At 63.0% G+C, this 21089-nt stretch carries 20 protein-coding genes and 1 tRNA gene; 12 read left to right on the top strand and 9 right to left on the bottom strand.

The annotated features are described in order from the left end of the window. Positions 1–12 precede the first annotated feature (12 nt). From ACIQ09_RS03660 to ACIQ09_RS03690, 7 genes are all read left to right on the top strand, one after another. Positions 13–1353 (top strand): tyrosine-type recombinase/integrase, encoded by a 1341-nt coding sequence (locus ACIQ09_RS03660; RefSeq protein WP_398306279.1) that lies wholly within the window; start codon positions 13–15, stop codon positions 1351–1353. 181 nt (positions 1354–1534) lie between these two features. Continuing rightward, a complete protein-coding gene (locus ACIQ09_RS03665; protein WP_398306282.1) occupies positions 1535–2203 on the top strand; it encodes a hypothetical protein in 669 nt (222 codons plus the stop codon). A gap of 63 nt (positions 2204–2266) precedes the next feature. Further along, positions 2267–2962: a hypothetical protein gene (locus ACIQ09_RS03670; protein ID WP_398306284.1), complete on the top strand. Its 696-nt coding sequence runs from the start codon at positions 2267–2269 to the stop codon at positions 2960–2962. Between the two features lie 87 nt (positions 2963–3049). Next, positions 3050–3247 (top strand): helix-turn-helix transcriptional regulator, encoded by a 198-nt coding sequence (locus ACIQ09_RS03675; RefSeq protein ID WP_398306287.1) that lies wholly within the window; start codon positions 3050–3052, stop codon positions 3245–3247. Then, on the top strand, positions 3244–3510 hold the full coding sequence (locus ACIQ09_RS03680; protein ID WP_398306290.1) for a hypothetical protein: 267 nt from the start codon (positions 3244–3246) through the stop codon (positions 3508–3510). Before ACIQ09_RS03675 ends, ACIQ09_RS03680 begins: the two co-directional genes overlap by 4 nt. Then, positions 3507–4535, top strand: coding sequence for a DNA-primase RepB domain-containing protein (locus tag ACIQ09_RS03685; RefSeq protein ID WP_398306293.1), 1029 nt, complete (start codon positions 3507–3509; stop codon positions 4533–4535). Before ACIQ09_RS03680 ends, ACIQ09_RS03685 begins: the two co-directional genes overlap by 4 nt. Further along, positions 4532–6196, top strand: coding sequence for a hypothetical protein (locus tag ACIQ09_RS03690; RefSeq protein WP_398306296.1), 1665 nt, complete (start codon positions 4532–4534; stop codon positions 6194–6196). Before ACIQ09_RS03685 ends, ACIQ09_RS03690 begins: the two co-directional genes overlap by 4 nt. A gap of 87 nt (positions 6197–6283) precedes the next feature. Here ACIQ09_RS03690 and ACIQ09_RS03695 read toward each other — a convergent pair whose 3' ends face one another. From ACIQ09_RS03695 to ACIQ09_RS03720, 6 genes are all read right to left on the bottom strand, one after another. Next, entirely contained in the window at positions 6284–6958 is a 675-nt protein-coding gene (locus tag ACIQ09_RS03695) for a hypothetical protein (protein ID WP_398306299.1), read from the bottom strand. Between the two features lie 210 nt (positions 6959–7168). Then, a complete protein-coding gene (locus ACIQ09_RS03700; RefSeq protein ID WP_398306302.1) occupies positions 7169–7603 on the bottom strand; it encodes a terminase small subunit in 435 nt (144 codons plus the stop codon). Between the two features lies 1 nt (position 7604). Next, positions 7605–7817 carry a hypothetical protein gene (locus ACIQ09_RS03705; protein WP_398306305.1) on the bottom strand — a complete coding sequence of 71 codons (213 nt, stop codon included), beginning with the start codon at positions 7815–7817 and terminating at the stop codon, positions 7605–7607. A gap of 562 nt (positions 7818–8379) precedes the next feature. Then, positions 8380–8456 (bottom strand) — tRNA-Pro (locus ACIQ09_RS03710). 55 nt (positions 8457–8511) lie between these two features. Then, positions 8512–9462, bottom strand: a complete 951-nt coding sequence (locus ACIQ09_RS03715; RefSeq protein ID WP_398306308.1) for an alpha-E domain-containing protein — start codon at positions 9460–9462, stop codon at positions 8512–8514. Between the two features lie 4 nt (positions 9463–9466). Continuing rightward, on the bottom strand, positions 9467–10885 hold the full coding sequence (locus ACIQ09_RS03720) for a circularly permuted type 2 ATP-grasp protein (RefSeq protein ID WP_398306311.1): 1419 nt from the start codon (positions 10883–10885) through the stop codon (positions 9467–9469). A gap of 349 nt (positions 10886–11234) precedes the next feature. Here ACIQ09_RS03720 and ACIQ09_RS03725 point away from each other — a divergent pair, with 349 nt between their 5' ends. The 4 genes from ACIQ09_RS03725 to ACIQ09_RS03740 all read left to right on the top strand — a co-directional run bounded on the left by ACIQ09_RS03725 (position 11235) and on the right by ACIQ09_RS03740 (position 16623). Next, positions 11235–13205 carry a TonB-dependent receptor plug domain-containing protein gene (locus ACIQ09_RS03725; RefSeq protein ID WP_398306314.1) on the top strand — a complete coding sequence of 657 codons (1971 nt, stop codon included), beginning with the start codon at positions 11235–11237 and terminating at the stop codon, positions 13203–13205. Between the two features lie 23 nt (positions 13206–13228). Further along, on the top strand, positions 13229–13819 hold the full coding sequence (locus tag ACIQ09_RS03730; RefSeq protein WP_398306317.1) for a YfiR family protein: 591 nt from the start codon (positions 13229–13231) through the stop codon (positions 13817–13819). Beyond that, on the top strand, positions 13816–15753 hold the full coding sequence (locus ACIQ09_RS03735; RefSeq protein ID WP_398306320.1) for an ATP-binding protein: 1938 nt from the start codon (positions 13816–13818) through the stop codon (positions 15751–15753). The genes ACIQ09_RS03730 and ACIQ09_RS03735 overlap by 4 nt, the downstream gene beginning before the upstream one ends. A 168-nt stretch (positions 15754–15921) precedes the next feature. Continuing rightward, positions 15922–16623 carry a pseudouridine synthase gene (locus tag ACIQ09_RS03740; protein ID WP_398306323.1) on the top strand — a complete coding sequence of 234 codons (702 nt, stop codon included), beginning with the start codon at positions 15922–15924 and terminating at the stop codon, positions 16621–16623. 31 nt (positions 16624–16654) lie between these two features. Here ACIQ09_RS03740 and ACIQ09_RS03745 read toward each other — a convergent pair whose 3' ends face one another. Further along, positions 16655–17719 (bottom strand): ABC transporter ATP-binding protein, encoded by a 1065-nt coding sequence (locus ACIQ09_RS03745; protein WP_398306326.1) that lies wholly within the window; start codon positions 17717–17719, stop codon positions 16655–16657. Positions 17720–17756: 37 nt separating this feature from the next. On the opposite strand from ACIQ09_RS03745, the gene ACIQ09_RS03750 reads away from it, so the two are divergent. Then, positions 17757–19409, top strand: coding sequence for an ABC transporter permease (locus tag ACIQ09_RS03750; protein WP_398306329.1), 1653 nt, complete (start codon positions 17757–17759; stop codon positions 19407–19409). A gap of 13 nt (positions 19410–19422) precedes the next feature. Here ACIQ09_RS03750 and ACIQ09_RS03755 read toward each other — a convergent pair whose 3' ends face one another. Both ACIQ09_RS03755 and ACIQ09_RS03760 read right to left on the bottom strand, forming a co-directional pair. Then, positions 19423–19818 (bottom strand): 4-oxalocrotonate tautomerase family protein, encoded by a 396-nt coding sequence (locus tag ACIQ09_RS03755; protein WP_398306332.1) that lies wholly within the window; start codon positions 19816–19818, stop codon positions 19423–19425. Positions 19819–19841: 23 nt separating this feature from the next. Further along, positions 19842–21032 (bottom strand): YbfB/YjiJ family MFS transporter, encoded by a 1191-nt coding sequence (locus tag ACIQ09_RS03760; RefSeq protein WP_398306335.1) that lies wholly within the window; start codon positions 21030–21032, stop codon positions 19842–19844. Positions 21033–21089: the final 57 nt, after the last annotated feature.

Raw genomic sequence — 21089 nt, forward strand, 5'->3', positions numbered from 1 at the left:
AGGGAAACGGAAATGGCAAAGCTCACCGTCAAGGAACTGGAAGCGCTCCGCGAAGCAGACCACGGCAAGAAGCTCCGCGAGGATGGAGGCCTGATCGGCACCGTCCGCGCCGGCACTGGCGGCGTATCGGTGTATTTCGATTGGCGCTACCGCTTTGAAGGCAAGGTGAAGCAGATCGCCGTAGGGGCATGGCCGAAGCTCAACATCGCAGCCATCCGGGCAGAGCGTGACCGCCTCAGGGTTGAAGTTGAAAGCGGCTCAGATCCGGCAGAGCGCCGTAAGGCCGAACGCCTCAAGGCCAAGGCCGACCAGCTCGAAGCCGTCGCAGAGCAGGAGCAGCGGATTACAGAGCTGGCAGCGCAGCAAGCACGCCTAAGCGTTCGCGACCTCTTCGAGCGCTGGGCATCGGTGGATCTGATCCGGCGCAGGGACGGCGGGAAGGAGATCCGCCGCATGTTCGAAAAGGACGTGCTACCCCTCGTTGGCGCAATTGCAGTTGAGGACGTGCGCAAAGGGCACATCACGGGAGTAACAGACGCCCTCCTCGCCCGCGGCGTACCTCGCATGGCGAAACTCATCTTTTCCCTGATGCGGCAGATGTTCCGCTTCGCAGTGGATCGCGACGTCATCGAAGGCGACCCAACCGCAGCCATCCGGAAGGCCAAGATCGGCGGCAAAGACGTGGAGCGTGACCGCGTGCTGTCCGAGGATGAAATCCGCCAGCTTGCCGCCCAGGCACCGCTGGCAGGCCTGATGCCGACCACCGAGGCGGCCATTTGGGTTGCCCTCTCCACATGCTGCCGCATCGGTGAGCTGCTGGCCGCACGCTGGGAGCACATCGACCTTGCGCAGGGTACGTGGTGGATTCCCCCGGAAGTCGCCAAGAACGGCAAGGCGCACACCGTCTATCTCTCGGACTTCACCAAGCAGCAGTTCCAACGGGTGAAGGACTTGAACAGCGCCGCGCCCTGGTGCTACCCCAACCGCAGCAGCACCGATTCCGTGTGTGAAAAGACCGTGACCAAGCAGCTGGGCGACCGGCAGCGCCAGGGTAAGGCGCCAATGTCTGGCCGAGCCAAGGCCGACTACACCGACAAACTCGTACTCCCCGGCGGGCGTTGGACACCCCACGACCTGCGGCGCACAGGCGCAACCCTAATGGTCGCGCTGGGCGTCCTGCCCGAAGTCGCGGAACGCTGCCTGAACCACACCGAGGAAAACAAGGTAAAGCGGATCTACCAGCGCCACAGCTACGAAGCCGAGATGCGCCAAGCCTGGAGCCTGCTAGGCGAGCGCCTGGACCTCCTCACCCGCACCGATGCAGGCAACGTCGTAACCCTTCGCCGAGCCTGATTTTTTATTTTTCCGCCCCCAAGGAATACCGGAAAAAGATCTACACGATCTACACATCGTCACAACCCCTTGAAAACCCGCGCCAGCACTGGGTTTCCAAGGGGCAGGCCCGTGAACATCTCTCCTAGCCGTGACGATCTTTCACCCGTTTCCACCATCACACGACTGCCCAGGAGGCACCATGTCCACCCAAGCCACGCCCGTTTACACCCGCTTCTCCGATGCCTACCCCGACGAGTTCGCCGAATGGTCCGACATCTTCGAACAGGAGAACATGACCCCGCAGCACCAGCGCATGGCAGCTATCATCGACGCCCCCGCGGTGATGCACGCCGCCAAGGCCGTTATCGACAGTATCCTGGCCGACGAAAGCGAACGGTGGCGCGGTGAGGATCGACTGACCCGCCTGGATGCGGTCTGGCAGTTCTTCGGCCGGGCATCTCATCTGCCGGAAGAGCAGCCCCCGGGTTCCCACCTGCGCCGCAAGGATGATGAACCGCTCGCCTTCTCGTCGCCAAGTCAACTGCGCCAAGGTATCACCAGCACCGCAGCCAAGGCCCTGGAGCTTGCCGCCCTGCTGCGCCAGACAGCCACCACAATCGGTGATGTGACCACCCTGGACCACGCCCCCGCCCTGGTCTCACAGTTGGAGGACTTGCACGACGCTGCAGTGATGGCCGCACACCTCTACCTTGACCACCCGCTGCCCAGCGCCGGGAGTTGGCACGGGTGGCTTCAATCACGCCTCGCCGTTCTCAGCATCTATCACCTGCGAGAGAACCACACGGCCCTTATCGCCGCGACGCAGTGCGCCCTCATCGCACATGAAGAGGAGCGCGGGGCATACTGACCGACTGCAGGGGCGGGCGTGGTGCCTGCCCTATCGAGGAAATCAGATGGCGCGCAACGAAGGATGAAGATTCACGAAGCCCACGTGCAGGAATGGCGAAAATGGCCCGGCCCCCCCGATCGTTTCGCCCAGGCCCTCGCATTGGAGGCATCGCACGCCTTTGCCGAATACCGCCAGCTTCATGAGGCGCGTGAGGAGGAAATTGCCCAGTCAAAAAGACAACGAGAGCAGGCCCGCAAGGCGTTGCAGCAGATACAAAAGCAGTTCTCCCTAGCAGAGCAAAACCCTGTTCTTGCACGCGCAATCATCGCGACATTCACCGGCACACCGCACGATAGCTGGGGGAGGGGATCGAGCCTAGAGCCCCCAGAGAGCACGGAAGGATTGCGCCTGTGCGTCGCAGTGCAACGTGAGGCAGCATTTAGCCAAGCCGTGGAACGGATGGCACAGACAATCGACGCCCTGTCGATGCCTGAGAACCCAGGGGGGCGCCCAGCAGAACCAGAACTAGACCGCCTGATACTGCGCCTCTCGGAGATGGTGTGCCGCGCAGGTTTCAAGCAAACAGAACCCCAAAGCATTGCCATCATCGAGAAGCTCATGAGGCAAGGCAAAGTTCCGCGCGCTGCCTTCAGCATCAAATCGCGGATTGCAGAACTGTCCGATCAACACTACCTGACGATACCCCTCACCTCCGCACAACGGGATGCCCTGGAACGGATTGCCGCCGCGCGTCAAGGCTGTGAAACCGAGGCGTAAAAATGGGGTGAGTTTCACTTTCTGGTGACAACTGAGGCCGCGCCAGACAATCACCGACATGTTCAACGAGGCTCAAGGAGTCACAACATGTCGCAGCAGATCCCCGCAACCGGCTTTGTCCGACTGCCCCAAGTTCTCAACGTCATTCCCGTATCCCGTGCATCCTGGTGGCGCGGGGTAAAGGACGGCCGCTACCCCCAGAGCGTAAAGCTAGGCCCGAACACCACGGTATGGAAGGCCGAGGACATCCGCGCCCTCATCGAGCGCATCGGGGGTGTCCAGTGAAACCCCCTCTCCTCATCCTGTTCAACGAGAACGGCACCCACACCGTTCACGTCTTCCCCAGCCGGCCGGCCTACCGCGCCCAGCTCGAAACCGAAGAGGCGCACGCCCAGGCCAAAGGCTTGAAGCTGTCCGGGTACGCAGGCCCGGCCGGCCTACGCAAGGCGAACTTCTACGTGACCCACCCCGCCGCCGCGCCCGCCCCCATGCCCACACCCAAGGAAGTGCGCGCCATTCTCAAGCAATACAAGGAGGCCAACCGATGAGCCCCGCCGCTATCGTGCCGCGCACGAAGAAGAAAGCCCCCAGCGCCCGGCCGAGTGTTGCCAATCCCGTGCAGGTGAAGCTCTTGAAAGGCAAGGCCAAAGGCATTGAACTGTCGTGCGTCGATTTCCTGGCCCATGTCTTCGCCGGTATCGGTGCAGATGAGGTGCCATGGCTGGCGGGCTTCCCTGGCGACGTTGCGAAGGCCCCGCACTCCGTCTGGTTTGGCTCGCCCGCTATTCCGATGCCTCGCTTTATCCGCCCCGACCACAACAATTACGTTTGCGTCAGCACATTCAAACGTGCCGAAGACGGCCGCTATCGACGCCGGAAAGACTGCTGGGCAGGGCTGCACATGGTGCTTCTGGATGACCTAGGTTCGAAGATCCCGTTCGACGCCCTGCGCCTGGAGCCTTCGTGCATCGTTGAGACCTCGCCCAAAAATTGGCAGATTTGGTATCTGTTGCAGCGGCCCGAACGCGACCCGCTCAAGGCGGAGGCCCTGATAAACGGACTCATCAAGGCCGGTGCCAGCGACCCCGGCGCCGGGGCCCTCACTCGGTACGGGCGCCTGCCGACGGGCAGCAACGGCAAGGCCAAGCACCAGGGCAAGGACGGCAAACCCTTCTCTCAAAGGGTGCATGTGTGGGAGCCTTCGCGCCGCTACACTCCCGAGCAGATCGCGCAGGCATACGGCTTCGACCTTGAGGCAGCCAGCAAGCCACGCGCCCAACGAAAGGGCACCAAGCCCATCAGCGCAAACCGCCATGTCGAGGTGCTCGACGCCGCCGGCCTCTACATCCGCCCCATCAGCGGCATGCACGGTGCGCACCAAATAATATGTCCGTGGTGGGAACAGCACACCGACAAAGACCAGACCGGCACAATCTACTTCATACCCGACGAGCATAACGGCGGGCGCGGGGGCTTCAAGTGCCAGCACGGCCACTGTGCAGACCGAAGCATTGCCGACCTTGATTACTTCATCCTGACGCTTCGGCGCCGGGCAGCGAGGGCCGCAGCATGAATGCCCGCATCTCCCCTGATCTGGTCAAGGCCGCAGCCGAACAGACCGCAGACCCCGAAAACCTCGTACGCGATGCACTGGCCCGCCAAACCACCGACAAAGGCGCTATCTTCGCTGACGATGTCATCGAAGCCCTGGCCACCATCCGCCGCAAAAGTGAAGCCGAATACATTCGCCTGATTGCCAACGTGAAGGGCGTCAGAACGAAACTCGACAAACTCACAAAGCCCCAGGGCCAAGCCGCCCAACAAGACAGCCTGCAATCGATGATTCTGGATGTTGCCCGAGACGGCGCCGAGTACGCCCACACCGCCGAGGGTGAAGGCGTCGCCCTGGTGGAAGTGGCCGGGCATCGTGAAACTCACTTGCTCACCTCGCAGACCTTCGATAAGTGGCTGCGCGGTGAAGTGTTCGACGCACGTGAAATAGGGATACCCGATTACGCCATGGCAACGGCCGTTGCCACCCTCAAGGCGATAGGCACTTTCAAGGGCCCGGAAGTGGAGGTGCATCGGCGAGTAGCGAAGCACGACGGCGCCTACTGGATCGACCTGTGCGACGACCAATGGCGAGCCATCAAGGTGCAGCCCGGAAAGTGGGAAGTGATTGACCGCCCGCCCGCGCTCTTCGTGCGCACCCCTGGCATGCGCCCGCTCCCCGAGCCTGCGAAGAAAGGGAATCTCACCCTGCTGTGGCGTCACCTCAACATCCCGAAGCAGGCGCAACCCTTGGTTCTGGCCTACATGCTCGACAGCCTGAGGCACGACACACCCTATCCGGTGCTTGAACTTGTCGGGGAGATGGGGAGCAGCAAGAGCACCACACAGCGCCGCCTGCGCGCCCTGATCGATCCTCATCAAGTGCCGTTGCGCGGTGCGCCGAAGTGCGTGGAGGACTTGCACATTGCAGCAGCAAACGCCCATATCGTCAGCCTGGAAAATCTGTCTCAGCTCAACGGCGAACAGCAGGACGCCCTGTGCATCCTGAGCACCGGGGGCGGATACGCAACGCGCCAGCTATATACGAACGGCGGCGAGCATGTGATGCAGAGTAAGCGCCCGGTGATGCTCAACGGTATCAACGCCGTGGCAACGCAGCCGGACTTGATCGAACGCACCATTTCGGTGGAACTGCCCACTATCACTGCGAAGGCGCGCAAGGACGAAGAGAGCATGGGGGCGGCATGGGAGAAGGAGTATCCCGCCATCTTCGCCGGCATGCTCGACCTCTTCGCCAAGGCCCTGGAGCGCTTGCCCGCTGTCGTCATCCCTGAAGGCATGGCAAAGCGCATGATCGACTTCCAAAGGCTAGGCGAAGCTATCGCCCTGGCTCAGGGCGGTAAGGCCGGGGAGTTCTCCAAGCAACTGGACACCCTGCACGGTGAATCAGCGCTGCGTGGCCTGGAGTCTTACGGCGTGGCGGTAGGGCTTCAGGTGCTGGCCGCACGCCCCGAGGGCCGAGAGTGGGAAGGCACCTACCTACAACTGCTCACAGAGTTGGGGCGACTGGGGGAGATCGACCGGAGCAACTGGCCGAAGTCACCGCGCCACCTATCCAGCCAGATCAAGCGGATTGCACCAGGGCTGCGCCGGGTAGGCATCCGCATCGAAACGGCAGGGCGCGGGGCGACAGGCGCCAAGGTGCGAATCGTCAGGGAGTGACACCACACGCTCAGGAAGACCGCACGCACGATCAATAGCGGGGTTCCGGCTCGCTCCGCCCTTCGAAAGGCACGAAGCATTCAACGATCACCTATAGCGCCCATTGTGAATCATCAATGAATGCTCACCACCGCCATCTGTCCGATATCGCCACATTGCCGACGTCTTTCGCCCGTCAGAGGATCTCACCTCAATGACAGAGCCGGGGGGGCCAACAACAGCGACAATCTCGGCCTCCGTCATTCCAGGTTTGATTTCGGAGAACTTCCAAGCTGGCACCAGCCCCTCTTGCGGAATAGGCTGCAACGGCGATGTTGGCACCGGTTCAGGGGCCTCAATAATTGGCCCTTCGAGTTGGATCGCGCGCGGCTTCAATTCAGCGGTGGGGCGAGATAGAGAACGGACTGATTCATCGTTAGCCGCAACCTCGATTACCGCCGCGTGGTTGGTGTAATACCATAGCCCAGCCGCGCCACACGCGACAACCCCCAGAACAACCCCCGCAGCCTTACCAGCAAAAGCGAGTATCTCGCCGGGGGTCTCGTCGCCCCCATATGGTGTGAGCTTCCACACCGCCGCCAGAGTGGCAGCAATCACGAAGAGCACATCAAGCCATCCGTATCGGTAGCTTCCTGTGATCGTGACAACCGCGCACCCGACAAGACCAATCAAAACGGCATAGCCGCGATTCTTCGCGAACAGGCACAGCACAAACACGGCGACAGCCTGCCAGAACGCAATCATCAGCACGGGGAGCGACATCGCCACATCCGAATCAAGATCGAGAGCCAAACCATGCCAGGGTATCGGGCGGCACCTGTATGGCTTGACTCACGCAGAATCGGTGCCGAAAGTCACAAAAGACCTACACATCTACACAGACATACACCCCTGAAACCCAGTATCGGCGCGGGTTTGTGTAGATGTGTAGGTGTGTTGGTGCTTCTTTTCTTTCTTAGAAAAAAAAAACAGCTATGCCCCACCCGATACCAGGGCGACCAGCTCTTCGTCGGGCATGGCTGCGATCTTGGCCAGCAGTGCAGACCCCGCCGGATTCACGGACATCCGATGCACTTCCGGTTCATTGAAGCCACACATGCGGGCCAGATCCCGGTAGCCGGTGAGCATTGCCGATGGATCGGAAGCCAGACGCGCCATCTCGATTGCCTCCAGAATCCCAGCAATCACACCCTGACGGGTGACTTCAAACTCCGCGGCCGTGCGCGCCTGCGCCGCCCGTATGGCCTCCAGAATTGCAGGTTTCTGCAAGTTCTCCGTGGCAATCGCACCCGCTGTCTTTTCGCTGTAGCCGGCACGGCGTGCGGCTTCGGATGCGTTGCCGCACAACACGAACTCATCGACAAAGCGTGTTTGCCGGGGCGTGAGCTTGGGGCGATCACCGGACATCTCAGCCATCCTCCTGCACCAGTTCGCCGTAGGCCTCCAGTAGCACCCGCTCCAGCACCTCGCGCTTCGATAGCTTGTGATGCTCCGCCAGCCGATCCAGGGCCAGGGCTGCGCCCGCATCCACCCAGGTGTTTATCCGGCGCTCGCCGTTCTCGCCGGCCGTAGCCCTTCGATCCCGGTACTCCGCTTGCCGCTGCGCTGCTGTCTTTGCCATTGCAAACCCTCTACGTTACTGCGTAACAGTAGAAGAGAGTCTACAGAAAATTTTGAAAAATATAGGGAAATTGTGGGGTATGCACCCCTCCCCCACCTTTCCGAACAGGCCGGGGCACTTCGGATTCGGATTCCGGTTCCGACCTGAAAGAATGCGGCTTCGCCGTTTGTTTTGAATTTCAATAGGGCGCTTCGCGCCGAGGGAACGAGAAGAACAGATCGAGGCGCCTGCGGCGCGAGGGATGGAGGCCGCTACCCACCAGGGGAGCCACCAGAGAGGCAGGAGGGGCACCGGCGCCCGTGTCTGCAGCCTGATGGCCTGTCACGGCGTAAGGGTCCCGGCGCGCTGCTGGCGTGGTCGGCATGGCACCGCTGAACCCGTGAGGGTTTGGCAGCAAGGAGGGCTGAATGGGCTGCACCAAGGCCCCAGGGCAGCGCCGCGGAACGCGCGAGGGCGCGCGCAGCTTTGCACCTTGTGGGGGGAAATGTGGGGGGAATTTCCTGATCGGGGGCTAGAAAAGACTTAGGCCACTCCGAAGAGTGGCCTAAGTCTTTGTTTCCATTGGTCGGGGCGGCGGGATTCGAACTCGCGACCCCTTGCACCCCATGCAAGTGCGCTACCAGGCTGCGCTACGCCCCGACAAGCTGCGCATTATAGACATCGTTTCGAGGTTTGCCAAGCCTCTTTTACATTCCTAGCCAGTAGTCGGGATCAGGAAGTCGTCGGAGATCCGGCAACCCAGGTCGAAGATGCGATCGCGGAAGTCTTCCAGGTACTTTCTGAAGCCACCTTCGAAGATACGTTCGATACGGCCGAAACGCAGGTGGGACTCCAGCTCTCCAGCCAGGCGCTCGGTTTCGGCCGAGCGGGCGTTGGAAACCCGGGTCAGGTTGGAATGCACTTCCTTCATGCTGCGGGCCAGAGAGCGGGGCATGTCGGCGCGCAGCACCAGCAGTTCGGCCACACGCAACGGGGTGATCTGGTCGCGGTAGACCTTGCGATATACCTCGAAGGCCGAGACGGACTGCAGCAGCGCACTCCACTGGTAGTAATCAGTAGCGTGAGCTTGCTCCTCGTCGGCGCCCGGCAGCAGGTTGAGATACTTAACTTCAAGGATGCGCGCCGTGTTGTCGGCCCGTTCGAGGAAGGTACCCAGGCGGATGAAGCGCAAAGCCTCGTCCTGCAACATGGTGCCGATAGTGACCCCGCGGGAGAGGTGGGAACGGTACTTGACCCACTCGAAGAAAGCCCCGGGCCCGGACTCGAGAAGCTTGGCAACGGTGAAATCGCGCATCTTGAGCCAGGTTTCGTTGGAGGTTTCCCACAGCTCAGATGTCAGGGTGCCACGCACGGCGTGGGCGTTCTCGCGGGTGGCACGCAGGCAGCGGAAGATGCTGCCAGGGTTGTCCCGGTCAAAGATCATGAACTCAAGGACAGCCTCGGTGGAATAGGCAGGGTGCTTCGCCAGATAGGCGTCCTGCAGCTCCATGATCTTTAGCATGCCGGACCACATCGCCTCCACTTCCTCGCCATTCTGCGGCAGAAGGGAAAGTCGATAGGTGACATCAAGAATGCGTGCTGTGTTCTCGGCCCGCTCCATGTAGCGGGCCATCCAGAAAAGGTGATCAGCAGTGCGGCTCAGCATGTTTTCAGGCCTCCAGTACCCAAGTGTCCTTGGTGCCCCCGCCCTGCGAGGAGTTCACCACCAGTGATCCTTCGCGCAGCGCGACGCGGGTCAGGCCACCCGGCACCATCTGCACTTCGGTCCCCGAGAGGACGAAGGGGCGCAGATCCAGGTGACGCGGCGCGATGCCGCTTTCGACGAAGGTCGGACAATTCGAAAGGGCCAGCGTGGGCTGGGCGATGTACTTCTCGGGGTTGGCGATCAAGTACTTGCGGAAGGTCTCGATCTGCTCCGCGGTGGACGCCGGCCCGACGAGCATGCCGTAGCCACCGGCACCGTGTACCTCCTTGACCACCAGCTCGGGCAGATGGGCCAGGGTGTAAGCCAAATCCTCAGGCTTACGGCACATATAGGTGGGCACGTTATTGAGGATCGGCTCCTCACCCAGATAGAAACGGATCATTTCCGGGACGTAGGGATAGATGGACTTGTCGTCCGCCACACCGGTACCGATGGCATTCGACAGCGTGACGCGGCCGGCCCGATAGGCATCCAGCAGGCCCGGCACGCCGAGCATGGAGTCCTTGCGGAAGTATTTCGGATCGAGGAAGTCGTCATCCACCCGACGATAGATCACATCCACCCGGCGCGGACCCTGGGTCGTGCGCATGAAGACCTGGTCTTCACTGACGAACAGATCCTGACCTTCAACCAGCTCGACACCCATCTGCTGGGCCAGGAAGGCGTGCTCGAAGTAGGCGGAGTTATGAGCACCAGGAGTCAGCACGACCACGGTAGGATCCGTCACGCCTACCGGGGCCAGGCTGCGCAGAGTGTGCAGCAGCATGTCCGGGTAATGCTCGACGGGCGCAACCCGGTGGCGGGCGAACAGCTCGGGGAACAAGCGCATCATCATGCGACGGTCTTCAAGCATGTAGGAGACGCCCGACGGTACCCGCAGGTTGTCTTCAAGCACGTAGAACTCCCCCGCCCCTGCCCGCACCACGTCCACACCGGCGATGGCTGCGTAGATATCGCAGGGCACATTGACACCCTGCATTTCCGGGCGGTACTGGGCGTTGTTGAGCACCTGCTCGGCGGGGATATGCCCTGCCTTGAGGATTTCCTGATCGTGGTAGATGTCATGGATGAAGCAGTTCAGCGCCTTGACGCGCTGACGCAAGCCAGTCTCCAGATCCTTCCACTCCTGGGCGGGAATGATGCGCGGAATGATGTCGAAGGGAATCAGACGCTCTGTACCCGATTCCTCACCGTACACCGCGAAGGTGATGCCGTAGCGATGGAACAGGGAATCTGCCTCTGCCCGCTTGCGGGCGATGCGGTCTGCCGGAGTCTCGCTCAGCCACGCGGCGTAGCCCGCGTAATGCGCACGGACACTCCCATCGTCCGCAGTCATTTCATTGAAGAATTTTGTGATGGCCATTAGCGCTCGCCTGTTATGTTGTGAAGCGGAGATACCACTTTATGCTTAGCTAAAAGCATGCCAATCAAAAAACCCTTATAAACAAAAGACTTTTTGGCACGCTGACGCGCTTTCGCACCAAGACAGTGCGAGCGCACCGAACTGGGGAAGCCCCCATGCCGCAACTCGGTGCGCCTCCTCCCCTGCCCTCCCGGAAATCACGCTCCCCCGGTCACCTATGAAAGTCTCCACAGGGTTGGCACCACCACGTCGGAATACGACACACGGCTGTGACGAATCTATTCCTTTAGTTATAGACAATGCCGATACAATCGCGCCCGGCCGCATGTGCTGCCCACCGGATTTCATCATGTCAAAGTCTCTCGCCAAGCCCTTGCTCATTGCCGCCCTGGTCGCCGCCACCCCAACGGTTTCCGCCGAGGACAGCCTGAGCGCACTCAAGCTGATGAGCCTCGACGAACTTGCCGACCTACGCGTCAGCACGGCCACCCATCGCAGCGAGCGGCTCGAGGACACAGCGGCGGCGATCCACGTACTCACGGCCGAAGACATCCGGCGATCCGGCGCCACCTCCCTGCCCGAACTGCTTCGCACGGTCCCGGGCCTCAATGTGGCCCGCATCAGCGCCACTGAATGGGCTGTCAGCGCACGGGGCTTCAACAACCAGTTTGCCAACAAACTACTCGTCATGGTGGATGGGCGCAGTGTTTACACCCCTTTCTTTTCAGGCGTGCTGTGGGACGAGTTGAACATCGTCATTCAGGACATCGAACGCGTCGAAATCGTTCGTGGGCCGGGGGGTTCCACCTGGGGGGCAAATGCGGTCAATGGCGTTATCAACATCATCACCCGTCATGCCGAGGATACCCAGGGGACACTCGTCAGTGTCGTCACTGGCGATCTCCAGTCCGAACTCGTCCTGCGCAATGGCTTCAAGGCCGGCGATAACGGTCACGCCCGGGTGTGGGCCAAAGTCCACCAGAACGACCGCCTCGCAGGTAGCGCCGACGACATCAGTGATATCCGCTGGCGGGGTGGCCGGGCCGGCTTTCGCGGTGACTGGGAAACGGGCGGCGGCAACCTGATGATCGAGGGCGAGAGCTTCCGCGAACTGAAGCGCCAGGAGCGCGCCTACTCGGGTGCTCACGTTCTCGGTCAGTGGTCTCGGAGCAGCGGCGGGGCACGTGACGAGTTGCGGGCCTACTTCAACCGCTTCACCCTCGATCACTGGATGGTACTCAACAATGGGGCCCGGGCAGAGCTGGACACCTTCGATCTGGGCTATCGTCACCATTTCACGCCCATCGGCGGACACAACCTCATCGCGGGTGTCGGCTACCGCAACATTGCCAGCGACGCCCAGATGACGCCTCCAGCCGGCGTCAGCCGCAGCAGTCGCACCGACCAGTTGTTCAGCGCCTTCGCCGAAGACACCCTGGCCTTGGCCGAGCGCCTTCAGGTCACAGTCGGTGTCAAGGTCGAGCACAATGAGTTCACCGGCGTCGAATGGCAACCTTCCGCCAGGATGCGCTGGTCACCGGCCAGGGGGAATACCCTGTGGGCTTCCGTGGCCCGTGCCGTGCGTACCCCGTCGATCATCGAAGACAGCGCGCGCCTGAGTTCCTACATACCACCCCGCGCCTTCACCGGCGGCCTGCCCCTGTTTGTCACCTCCCATGGCAACCCCAATCTCGACGCAGAACGGCTGATCGCCTACGAACTGGGTTATCGGGTCCAGATCAACCCCCGCCTCAGCTTCGACGCCAGCGTGTTTCTCAACGATTATGATCGCCTGCTGACGGTAGACCTGATCGGTGCCCCCCGACTGGTCGCGAGCCTGCCAAGCCCCTATCTCACCTGGAATGCCCTTGCCGGCAATGCCCTGAAGGGAAAGGCACGCGGCTTCGAACTGTCGATGGACTACCGCCCGAGCGACACCTGGCGCGTACAGACCAGCTACTCTCACCTTGACATGAACCTGGCCACCCAACCGGGCAACACCGAGATCAACCCCCTGCGGGCAACCGGCGAATCTCCGACCCACCAGGCCATGCTCGCCGTCCGTCACGACCTGCGTCACGACCTGGAGCTGGACCTGCAAGCCCGCTATGTGAGCGCGCTACACACCTACAGCATTCCGGATTACCTTACCGCAGACCTGCGCCTGAGCTGGCGCGCCACCAGCCGGCTCGACCTTGCCCTCAATGGTCGTAACCTGATCGGCCCGGCCCGGAAGGAATTCGGCACCAACCTGGTCAATGCCAGTGATGCCTACCTGATCCCGCGGGAGTACTACCTCACGGCCAATCTGCGCTTCTGACCCCTGCTTTGCTGCATACCGGCTTGCCGCTCCTTCTCGCTCGTCTGTTGCGCTGCCGCACCGCGGGTGTGTCGGTGCTGCTCGCCCTTTCGGCATCCCCCCACGCGGGCGACTCGAGCCCGGCAGCCTTTGCAGAAAACGAAGTGAAGGCCGCCTTTGTCTATAATTTCGCCCATTTTGTGCGCTGGCCCGACGGACACACCCTGCGGCCCGGCGATGCTTTCCGGTATTGCGTGTTCGACGAAACCCTTGCCCCCCTGCTCGCCAAGGCCGTTGCCGGTGAGACCCTGGACGGGCACCCCTTGATCGTCCAACGCCAGCCAGATATGCGCAACCTCCAGGAATGCCACTTGATCTATTTCGGTGAACAATCCGTGATTGGCCCTGTCTTCCAGGCAGAGCTGCTCAGGCGTCTGGCCGGCAGCGCGATCCTCACCGTCAGTGACCAGCCTGGCTTTGCGGCCCGGGGCGGCATGATCACCCTGACCCGCAAACGCGGGCGCATTCACCCGGTCATCAATACCGACGCCATTGAACGTGCTGACCTGAGGGTCAGCGCCAAGCTGCTCAACCTCGCCACCCTCACCCATGACGGCAAGGGAGGCACACAATGAAACGCCTGGGTGACTACCCGATCAAGCGCCAGGTGGTGCTGATCGCCCTGATCACCACCACCCTCGGCCTGGTCGTGGCACTGATGCTACTGGTTTACAGCGAGCTTCAGACCGCAGCCCGGGCCATGCAGGACAACGCACACGTCCTGACCCGTCTGGTGGGTGTCAACAGCACTGCCGCCGTCAGCTTCCAGGACCCGGAGGCCGCCCAGGAGATCATCAACGCGCTCGGCAGCGCACCGGACGTGATCGCTGCCACCCTGCGCAGCCCGGAGGGCAAGGTCTTCGCCGAATACCACAGCGAGTTCCCGGCGCACGCCGAAGTGCTGGCCATCGTCGAGGATCACCACAGTGATCACGCCCACGCGGGCGCCCCCTACGGCTCACCACGACATCCCCTCGGCCTGCTTCTCGGCGCCCCCTTCCTGGAGATCGCCAATCCGGTCATCGTCGGCGGCAGGCAGGTGGGCACCATTGAAGCCTATTTCGACCTGACCCCCCTGCGCAACCTTGTGCACAAGCGAGTCCTTACCGCATCCGGCGTGCTGCTGGCCGCCTCGCTGCTGGCCTGGCTCCTCGCCACCCGCCTGCAGCGACTGATTGCCAGCCCCATTGAGAATCTTGCCCGACAAATGCGGCGGGTGTCGGAAACCCGCGACTACGCCCTGCGCGTCAGCCCGGAGAGCAGCAATGAAATCGGCACGCTGATGGACGGTTTCAACACCATGCTCGACCAGATCGAAGCCCGGGACGGACAACTGCGCGTGGCCAAGGAAGCTGCCGAACATGCCAACCAGGCCAAGTCCCTGTTCCTGGCCACGATGAGCCACGAAATCCGGACACCGATGAACGGCATCATCGGCATGGCCGAGCTCCTCGCCTACACCCGCCTGGACACCGAACAGGAACGCTTCGTAGGGCATATCCGCAGCTCCGCCGACAGCTTGCTGCGGGTGATCAACGATATCCTCGACTTCTCCAAGCTCGAGGCCGGCCGCATGACCATCGAGGCCCTGCCCTGCTCACCCCGGACCATTGTCGAGGACATCACCGGCTTCTTCCTGCACAAGACAATCGAGAAGAAACTCACCCTGCACTGCCATATCGACGAAAATCTGCCCGAACGAATCGAGGCCGACCCCGACCGCCTGCGCCAGATCCTCATCAATCTGGTGGGCAATGCCATCAAATTCACCGTGAACGGTGACATCCACCTCCGGCTCTCCTCCCAGCCCGTCTGCGGAAGCAGCCCCCCGGCCGTCCGCCTGCACTTCAGCGTTGAGGACTCGGGCATCGGCATCGAAGCGGACATCCTGCCCCAGCTGTTCACCCCCTTCACTCAGGCCGACAACTCCCATGCCCGCCGTTACGGCGGCACCGGGCTCGGGCTGGCCATCAGCCATGAGCTGGTCCAACTCATGGGCGGAGAGATCGGCGCCTCAAGCCAGCCGGGCAAGGGCTCCACATTCTGGTTCTCCGTGCTTACACCCGTGCTGACCAGCGCGCCTATTAACGCTCCCATGCTCGAACCTGTGCCCCCAAAAAGGGATGTGCCAAGTCTGGCCGGCCTGCAGGTGCTGGTGGCCGAGGACAACACCATCAACCAGCTGTTAGCCACAATGCAGCTGGAAGAACTCCAGTGCGCGGCAAGCACCGTCGGCAACGGCAAGGAAGCGCTCCAGATGCTCGCCCAACAGCACTTCGACGTGATCCTTATGGATTGCCAGATGCCGCTCATGGACGGCTACGAAACCACCCGACGCATCCGTGCCAGTGAAAAGGATGGGCAACATATCCCGATCATCGCCGTCACCGCCAACGCAATGGAAGACGAACGCGAGGCAGCCCTTGCCTGCGGCATGGACGACTTCCTGACCAAGCCCTACAGCTACGCCGAGCTGCAGGAAACCCTCCTGCGCCTGGCCCGCCCGTAGGTCGCCCGCTGAGGCCGCCTGACCCAATTCAGGGCAAGCGGAAAAAATCCTTTCAAGGCATCCACTTGCCCCAGCCCCCCACACCTTGTCCACAGCCTTTCCCACTGCGGCTGTGGGCAAAGCCCGGGCCTGTGCAAAAATGCGCATCTCCCAACGCATTGCCCCCTCATGAGCCAACCGGCCGCAGCAACACTCGCCTCCGTCGATCCGCCACCGCCGATTGTCTATGCACCACCTGCAGGTGTGCCGCAAATCCTGTTCATGGACGAAGTCCTGTTGGTCATCGACAAACCCGCCGGCCTGCTGTCAGTGCCCGGGCGCGGCCCCGATCACGCGGACAGCCTGGCCAGCCGGATACAGGCCGAATACCCCGACGCACGCATTGTTCACCGCCTGGACCTGGCTACCTCGGGGCTGCTGGTGATGGCCCGGGGGCATGAGATGGAGCGTCGCCTCAGCATCGCCTTTCAGCAGCGGCAGGTCGACAAGTACTACGTGGCCGTGGTGGCCGGACATCCTCAGCCGGAGCGAAGCCAGATCAACCTTCCGCTGATTGCCGACTGGCCCAACCGGCCCAGGCAGAAAGTGGATCGGGAAACCGGGAAACCATCCCTGACCACCTACACCGTGATTGAGCACGACGACACAACCCTCACCAGCCGAGTCGAGCTCCAGCCCCTCACAGGGCGCACTCACCAGCTGCGCGTGCATCTGATGGCCATCGGACATCCAATCCTGGGAGACGATCTGTATGCCGACCCGGCAAGCCGGGCCGCGGCGCCGCGCCTGCTGCTGCATGCCACACGGCTGGATCTGCCGCACCCCGGAAACGGCCGGCGAATGACGTTTTCCAGTCCAGCCCCATTCTGAACGGCGGGGCTCGACACAAGGAGGGAAGCGATCAGCCTTGGCGGAAAGCGATCACGTGATCCGCCTCCAGGCGCACCCCGATCTTCTCGCCCAAGGCGTGGTTGTGATGCGACGGCACCAGCGACAACACCTCGGCACCGCTATCCAGCCGGAGCGTATACATAATGTCAGCGCCGCGGAAAGCCTTGTGCAGCACCTCGGCCCGGGTCGGGCTGGCGTCATCGTGAATCACGTCATCCGGGCGCAGCAACACCTCCACGGCACAGCCCTTGCCGCAGGCCCGGCAGCCCAGGCTGCACTCCACCGGCACGCCGGAGTTGAGCATGCCCAGTTCAATCTGCACATGGCGGTCGTCCAGCACCTCACCGGGCAGGAACACGCCCTTGCCGACAAAGTCCGCCACAAAGCGGTTGCCCGGCCGGTGATACAGGTTGTAAGGGGTGTCCCATTGCTGAATACGCCCCTCCGACATGACACCAATCTCGTCGGCCATGGCGAAGGCCTCGTGCTGATCGTGGGTCACCAGCACCGCCGTCATGCCTTCCTTCTTTAGAATCTCCCTTACCTCGACCGACAGGCGCTCACGCAGATCAACGTCCAGGTTTGAAAACGGCTCATCCAGCAATACCAGCTCGGGGCGCGGCGCCAGCGCCCGGGCCAGGGCCACGCGCTGCTGCTGTCCGCCCGACAGCTCATGGGGAAACTTCTGCCCTAGGCCGCCCAGACCCACTGTTGCCAGCAACTCCTCGACCCGCGCCCCCCGCTCGGCCGGCGGCATGGCACCCAGACCGAAGCCCACGTTGCGCTCCACGCTCAGATGAGGGAACAGGGCGTAGTCCTGGAAGACCATCCCCACCTGACGCTTCTCGGGCGGAACCCGATGCCCTGGTGCGCTCACCACCGCGCCATTGATCCGGATCTCGCCCCCGGCCACATCCTCGAAGCCGGCAATGCAGCGCAGCAATGTAGTCTTGCCACAACCGGACGGCCCTAGCAGGCAGGCGATACTTCCCTGCTCAAGCCGGAAGTCGACCCCATTCACGATGGTCTGGTGGCCATAGCGCTGGACAACCGACCTGAGTTCTAGTTTGGACATGGTATCGATTATAATTCGCAACAAGCCGAAAAATCTCATGATCGAACAACACTTTCGTCACCGCTCCGGACGCTTCTCCCCGCTTGTCGTCTCCGCCTTCGTCGTGGCGCTGCTGGCTGGCCTTCCCATTGCCAGCGTCGGTTTCAACCTCCTTCTGGGTGGCACCAGCGGCACCTGGGCTCACCTCGCCTCCACCGTCCTGCCCGAATATGTCCTCAACTCCCTGGCCCTGTGCGCTGGAGTCGGTCTGGGCGTGGCCATCATCGGTATTGCCACCGCCTGGCTGACGGCCATGCATGACTTCCCCGGGCGTCGCATCTTTGAATGGGCGCTGGTGCTGCCCCTGGCGGTCCCGGCCTATGTGATGGCCTATGTGTATACCGACTTCCTGCAGTTTGTCGGCCCTGTACAGACAGCACTGCGGGACTTCTTCGAGTGGCGGCGCGGCGACTACTACTTTCCCGACATCCGCACCCTGCCCGGGGCCATGCTGATGTTCGTGTTCGTGCTGTATCCCTACGTCTATCTCCTCGCCCGCACCGCATTCCTGGAGCGGGCCGGCGGTGTGCTGGAGGCCTCGCGGACCCTCGGCATCGGGCCCTGGCGGGCTTTCTTCACTGTATCGCTGCCCCTGGCCCGGCCGGCAATTGCCGCCGGCGTCGCCCTGGCACTGATGGAGACCCTGGCGGACTACGGCACCGTGGCCTACTTCGCCGTCAACACCTTCACCACCGGCATCTACCGCGCCTGGTTCTCCCTCGGTGACCGCATCGCCTCGGCCCAGCTCGCCGCCATGCTGCTCGGCTTCGTGCTGCTGCTGGTGGCCGTGGAGCGCATTACCCGCGGGCGAGCCCGCTACCACAACACCTCCAACCGGCATCGCCCGCCCCCCGGACGCCTGACGGGCGGCGCCGGCCTGCTGGCCATGCTGACCTGCCTGCTACCCCTGTGCATGGGTTTCCTGCTGCCCGCGGCACTGCTCCTGCGCATGGCCCTCGGCGAGGGCGACACCCAGTTCGGCGAACGCTTCCTGGTACTGGCCCGCAACAGCTTCACCCTGGCGGGCCTCACCGCCCTCATCGCCGTGGCCCTGGCCGTGCTGCTGGCCTACAGCGCCCGCCTCTCCAAAACCCTGCTGGCCAAAGGCCTCAACCGGCTTGTCGGCTTGGGCTACGCGGTGCCCGGCACAGTGATCGCCGTAGGCGTGCTGATTCCCGTCACCCGCCTCGACAACTGGCTGGCCGGCCAGTGGCAGGCCTGGTTCGGCAGCAACCCCGGGCTGCTCCTCACCGGCGGCATCGCCGCCCTGATCTACGCCTACCTGGTGCGCTTCCTCGCCGTGGCGCTGCAGACGGTCGAGGCGAGCCTCTCAAAAATCACCCCCAGCATGGACGATGCGGCCCGCAGCATGGGCCTGGGCCAGGGCGATACCCTGCGCCGTGTGCATGTGCCCATCCTGAGGGGCAGCCTGTTCACGGCCAGCCTGCTGGTCTTTGTGGATGTGATGAAGGAGCTGCCCGCCACACTGGTGATGCGTCCCTTCAACTTCGATACCCTGGCCACCCAGGCCTACGTGCTGGCCTCCGACGAACGCCTCACCGAAGCCTCCACGGCCGCCCTGGCCATCGTCGCCGTCGGCCTGCTGCCGCTGATCGCCCTGTCGCGCCAGATCTCACGCACCCGCAGGTAGGCCGACGCCAAGCCTACAGCGACAGCCCGCGGATGTAGCGATACTCCTGGGTCTCGCCCGAGTAGCCCCAAGCATCGGCACGGGGCTCGTGGATGGCGACATAGCTCGCCGGGTGCAGCCCCGCCAGTTGCGCCGCCAGCACTGCAAAAGCCGCTCGGATAAAGGCGGCCTTCTGCGCCTTGGTGTTGGTTCCGTCGGTAATGCGGATCTCCAGAACGGCACCGGACTGCCCGGGTGCCAGGGCCTGGCCTCCGACGAACCAGTGGTCGGCAGGCGTCCGGGTGATGTGGACCACAGTCAGCGATTCCTTCTTGCCCAGCAGATCCACCGTCAGTCCAGTCAGGGTGGCGGCCACTTCGGCCACCGCCAGGGCTTCAGGTGCGGCGTAGGACAGGTTCAGGTAAGGCATGCTCATCTCCTCCGAAAAAAGAATCAGCCAAGGTGCTCCCGACGACGGGAAACCTCCAGCAAAAGCGCACTACACAACAGGGCTGCCGAGGCCGCCAGCACCGGCAGCGCAAAGCCTCCGGCAGGCCCGCGCAGCGCCACCAGCAGGGGCCCGGCCACCTGGCCAACGCCGTAGCACGCGGTGATCAGGCCAATGCGGCGCGCCGTTACCCGGGGGTCGGGCACCCGGGCCAGCCACTGGGACAGGCCGGCGATACCCATGAAAGTTGCCCCCAGCAAGGCTGCCCCGGCCATCGCTGCTGTTACGCCACTCACCAGCACCGGCAAGGCAACCCCCACGGCCTGGATCAGGGTGGCGCTGATGAGGGCCGGATACACACCCCAGCGAAAGGACAGGCGCACCCAGAACAGCGTTGCCGGCAAGGCCGCCACGCCCACCACCAGCCAGCCGTCCAGGGCGGCGCTGGCCGTGCCATCCTGAGCGCGCAGCATCAAGGGCAGGAAGGTCGCATTGACGATGTAACCGAAGCCGGCCAGTCCATACGCAGCCGCCAGCCAGCCCATGGGTGGCCCGGCGCTTTCGGCCGGCACGGCCGGTTCGCCCAACGCAGGCGCTGACCGAGCGAGGGGCAGCAGCACGACAGCGACCGCCACCGCCCCCAACGCAGCCAGCAGACCCAGCCAACGCCAGCCCTCCAGGGCACTGCCGGCCACCATCATGTGACGGGCCAGCAAGGCTGACAGCACGATGCCGCCGCCCACGCCCATGTAATGCAAACCGCTCCAGCCGGCGGCCTGGCACGCCGCCAGGCTGCGCAGCACGATACCGGTGGCGTACACATAGACCGCCGCACTCGCCACGCCCGACAGGAAGCGCACACCGCACCACCACAGAAAGCCCAGCTCCAGCCCCATTGCCAGGGTCGTCACCACGCTCACCAGCAAGCCTGCCAGTAGGCGGTGCGCGGCATCAGCCCGGCGACTGAAGGCGGCCCACAAGGCACCGGCCAGATAGCCCAGGTAGTTCGAGGCCGCCAGCAACCCGCCACTGGCCACGTCCAGCAGTCCTTCATCGCGCATCTGGGGCAGCAGCGCCGTGAAGCCAAAGCGACCGATTCCCATGGCCAGCAGGAGAGCCAGCAACCCGGCCACAGCAATCGGCAGCGGGCCCGGGGATCGCTGCACACCGGAAAACGACGGGGAGAGAAGACGCATGATGCCGAGCCCTGTTGATCGATGGACACAGCCTAACAAGGGCAAATCAGCAATAAA

The organism is Zoogloea sp. (assembly GCF_044344315.1).
GTDB lineage: Bacteria > Pseudomonadota > Gammaproteobacteria > Burkholderiales > Rhodocyclaceae > Zoogloea.

Bases quoted from the DNA above. Each gene is read 5' to 3' on its own strand.
- ACIQ09_RS03740 (WP_398306323.1), top strand. From the start codon at position 15,922: ATGAGCCAACCGGCCGCAGCAACACTCGCCTCCGTCGATCCGCCACCG.
- ACIQ09_RS03760 (WP_398306335.1), bottom strand. From the start codon at position 21,032: ATGCGTCTTCTCTCCCCGTCGTTTTCCGGTGTGCAGCGATCCCCGGGC.
- ACIQ09_RS03725 (WP_398306314.1), top strand. From the start codon at position 11,235: ATGTCAAAGTCTCTCGCCAAGCCCTTGCTCATTGCCGCCCTGGTCGCC.
- ACIQ09_RS03720 (WP_398306311.1), bottom strand. From the start codon at position 10,885: ATGGCCATCACAAAATTCTTCAATGAAATGACTGCGGACGATGGGAGT.
- ACIQ09_RS03700 (WP_398306302.1), bottom strand. From the start codon at position 7,603: ATGTCCGGTGATCGCCCCAAGCTCACGCCCCGGCAAACACGCTTTGTC.
- ACIQ09_RS03705 (WP_398306305.1), bottom strand. From the start codon at position 7,817: ATGGCAAAGACAGCAGCGCAGCGGCAAGCGGAGTACCGGGATCGAAGG.
- ACIQ09_RS03745 (WP_398306326.1), bottom strand. From the start codon at position 17,719: ATGTCCAAACTAGAACTCAGGTCGGTTGTCCAGCGCTATGGCCACCAG.
- ACIQ09_RS03735 (WP_398306320.1), top strand. From the start codon at position 13,816: ATGAAACGCCTGGGTGACTACCCGATCAAGCGCCAGGTGGTGCTGATC.
- ACIQ09_RS03755 (WP_398306332.1), bottom strand. From the start codon at position 19,818: ATGCCTTACCTGAACCTGTCCTACGCCGCACCTGAAGCCCTGGCGGTG.
- ACIQ09_RS03670 (WP_398306284.1), top strand. From the start codon at position 2,267: ATGAAGATTCACGAAGCCCACGTGCAGGAATGGCGAAAATGGCCCGGC.
- ACIQ09_RS03660 (WP_398306279.1), top strand. From the start codon at position 13: ATGGCAAAGCTCACCGTCAAGGAACTGGAAGCGCTCCGCGAAGCAGAC.
- ACIQ09_RS03695 (WP_398306299.1), bottom strand. From the start codon at position 6,958: ATGTCGCTCCCCGTGCTGATGATTGCGTTCTGGCAGGCTGTCGCCGTG.
- ACIQ09_RS03715 (WP_398306308.1), bottom strand. From the start codon at position 9,462: ATGCTGAGCCGCACTGCTGATCACCTTTTCTGGATGGCCCGCTACATG.
- ACIQ09_RS03675 (WP_398306287.1), top strand. From the start codon at position 3,050: ATGTCGCAGCAGATCCCCGCAACCGGCTTTGTCCGACTGCCCCAAGTT.
- ACIQ09_RS03750 (WP_398306329.1), top strand. From the start codon at position 17,757: ATGATCGAACAACACTTTCGTCACCGCTCCGGACGCTTCTCCCCGCTT.
- ACIQ09_RS03690 (WP_398306296.1), top strand. From the start codon at position 4,532: ATGAATGCCCGCATCTCCCCTGATCTGGTCAAGGCCGCAGCCGAACAG.
- ACIQ09_RS03665 (WP_398306282.1), top strand. From the start codon at position 1,535: ATGTCCACCCAAGCCACGCCCGTTTACACCCGCTTCTCCGATGCCTAC.
- ACIQ09_RS03685 (WP_398306293.1), top strand. From the start codon at position 3,507: ATGAGCCCCGCCGCTATCGTGCCGCGCACGAAGAAGAAAGCCCCCAGC.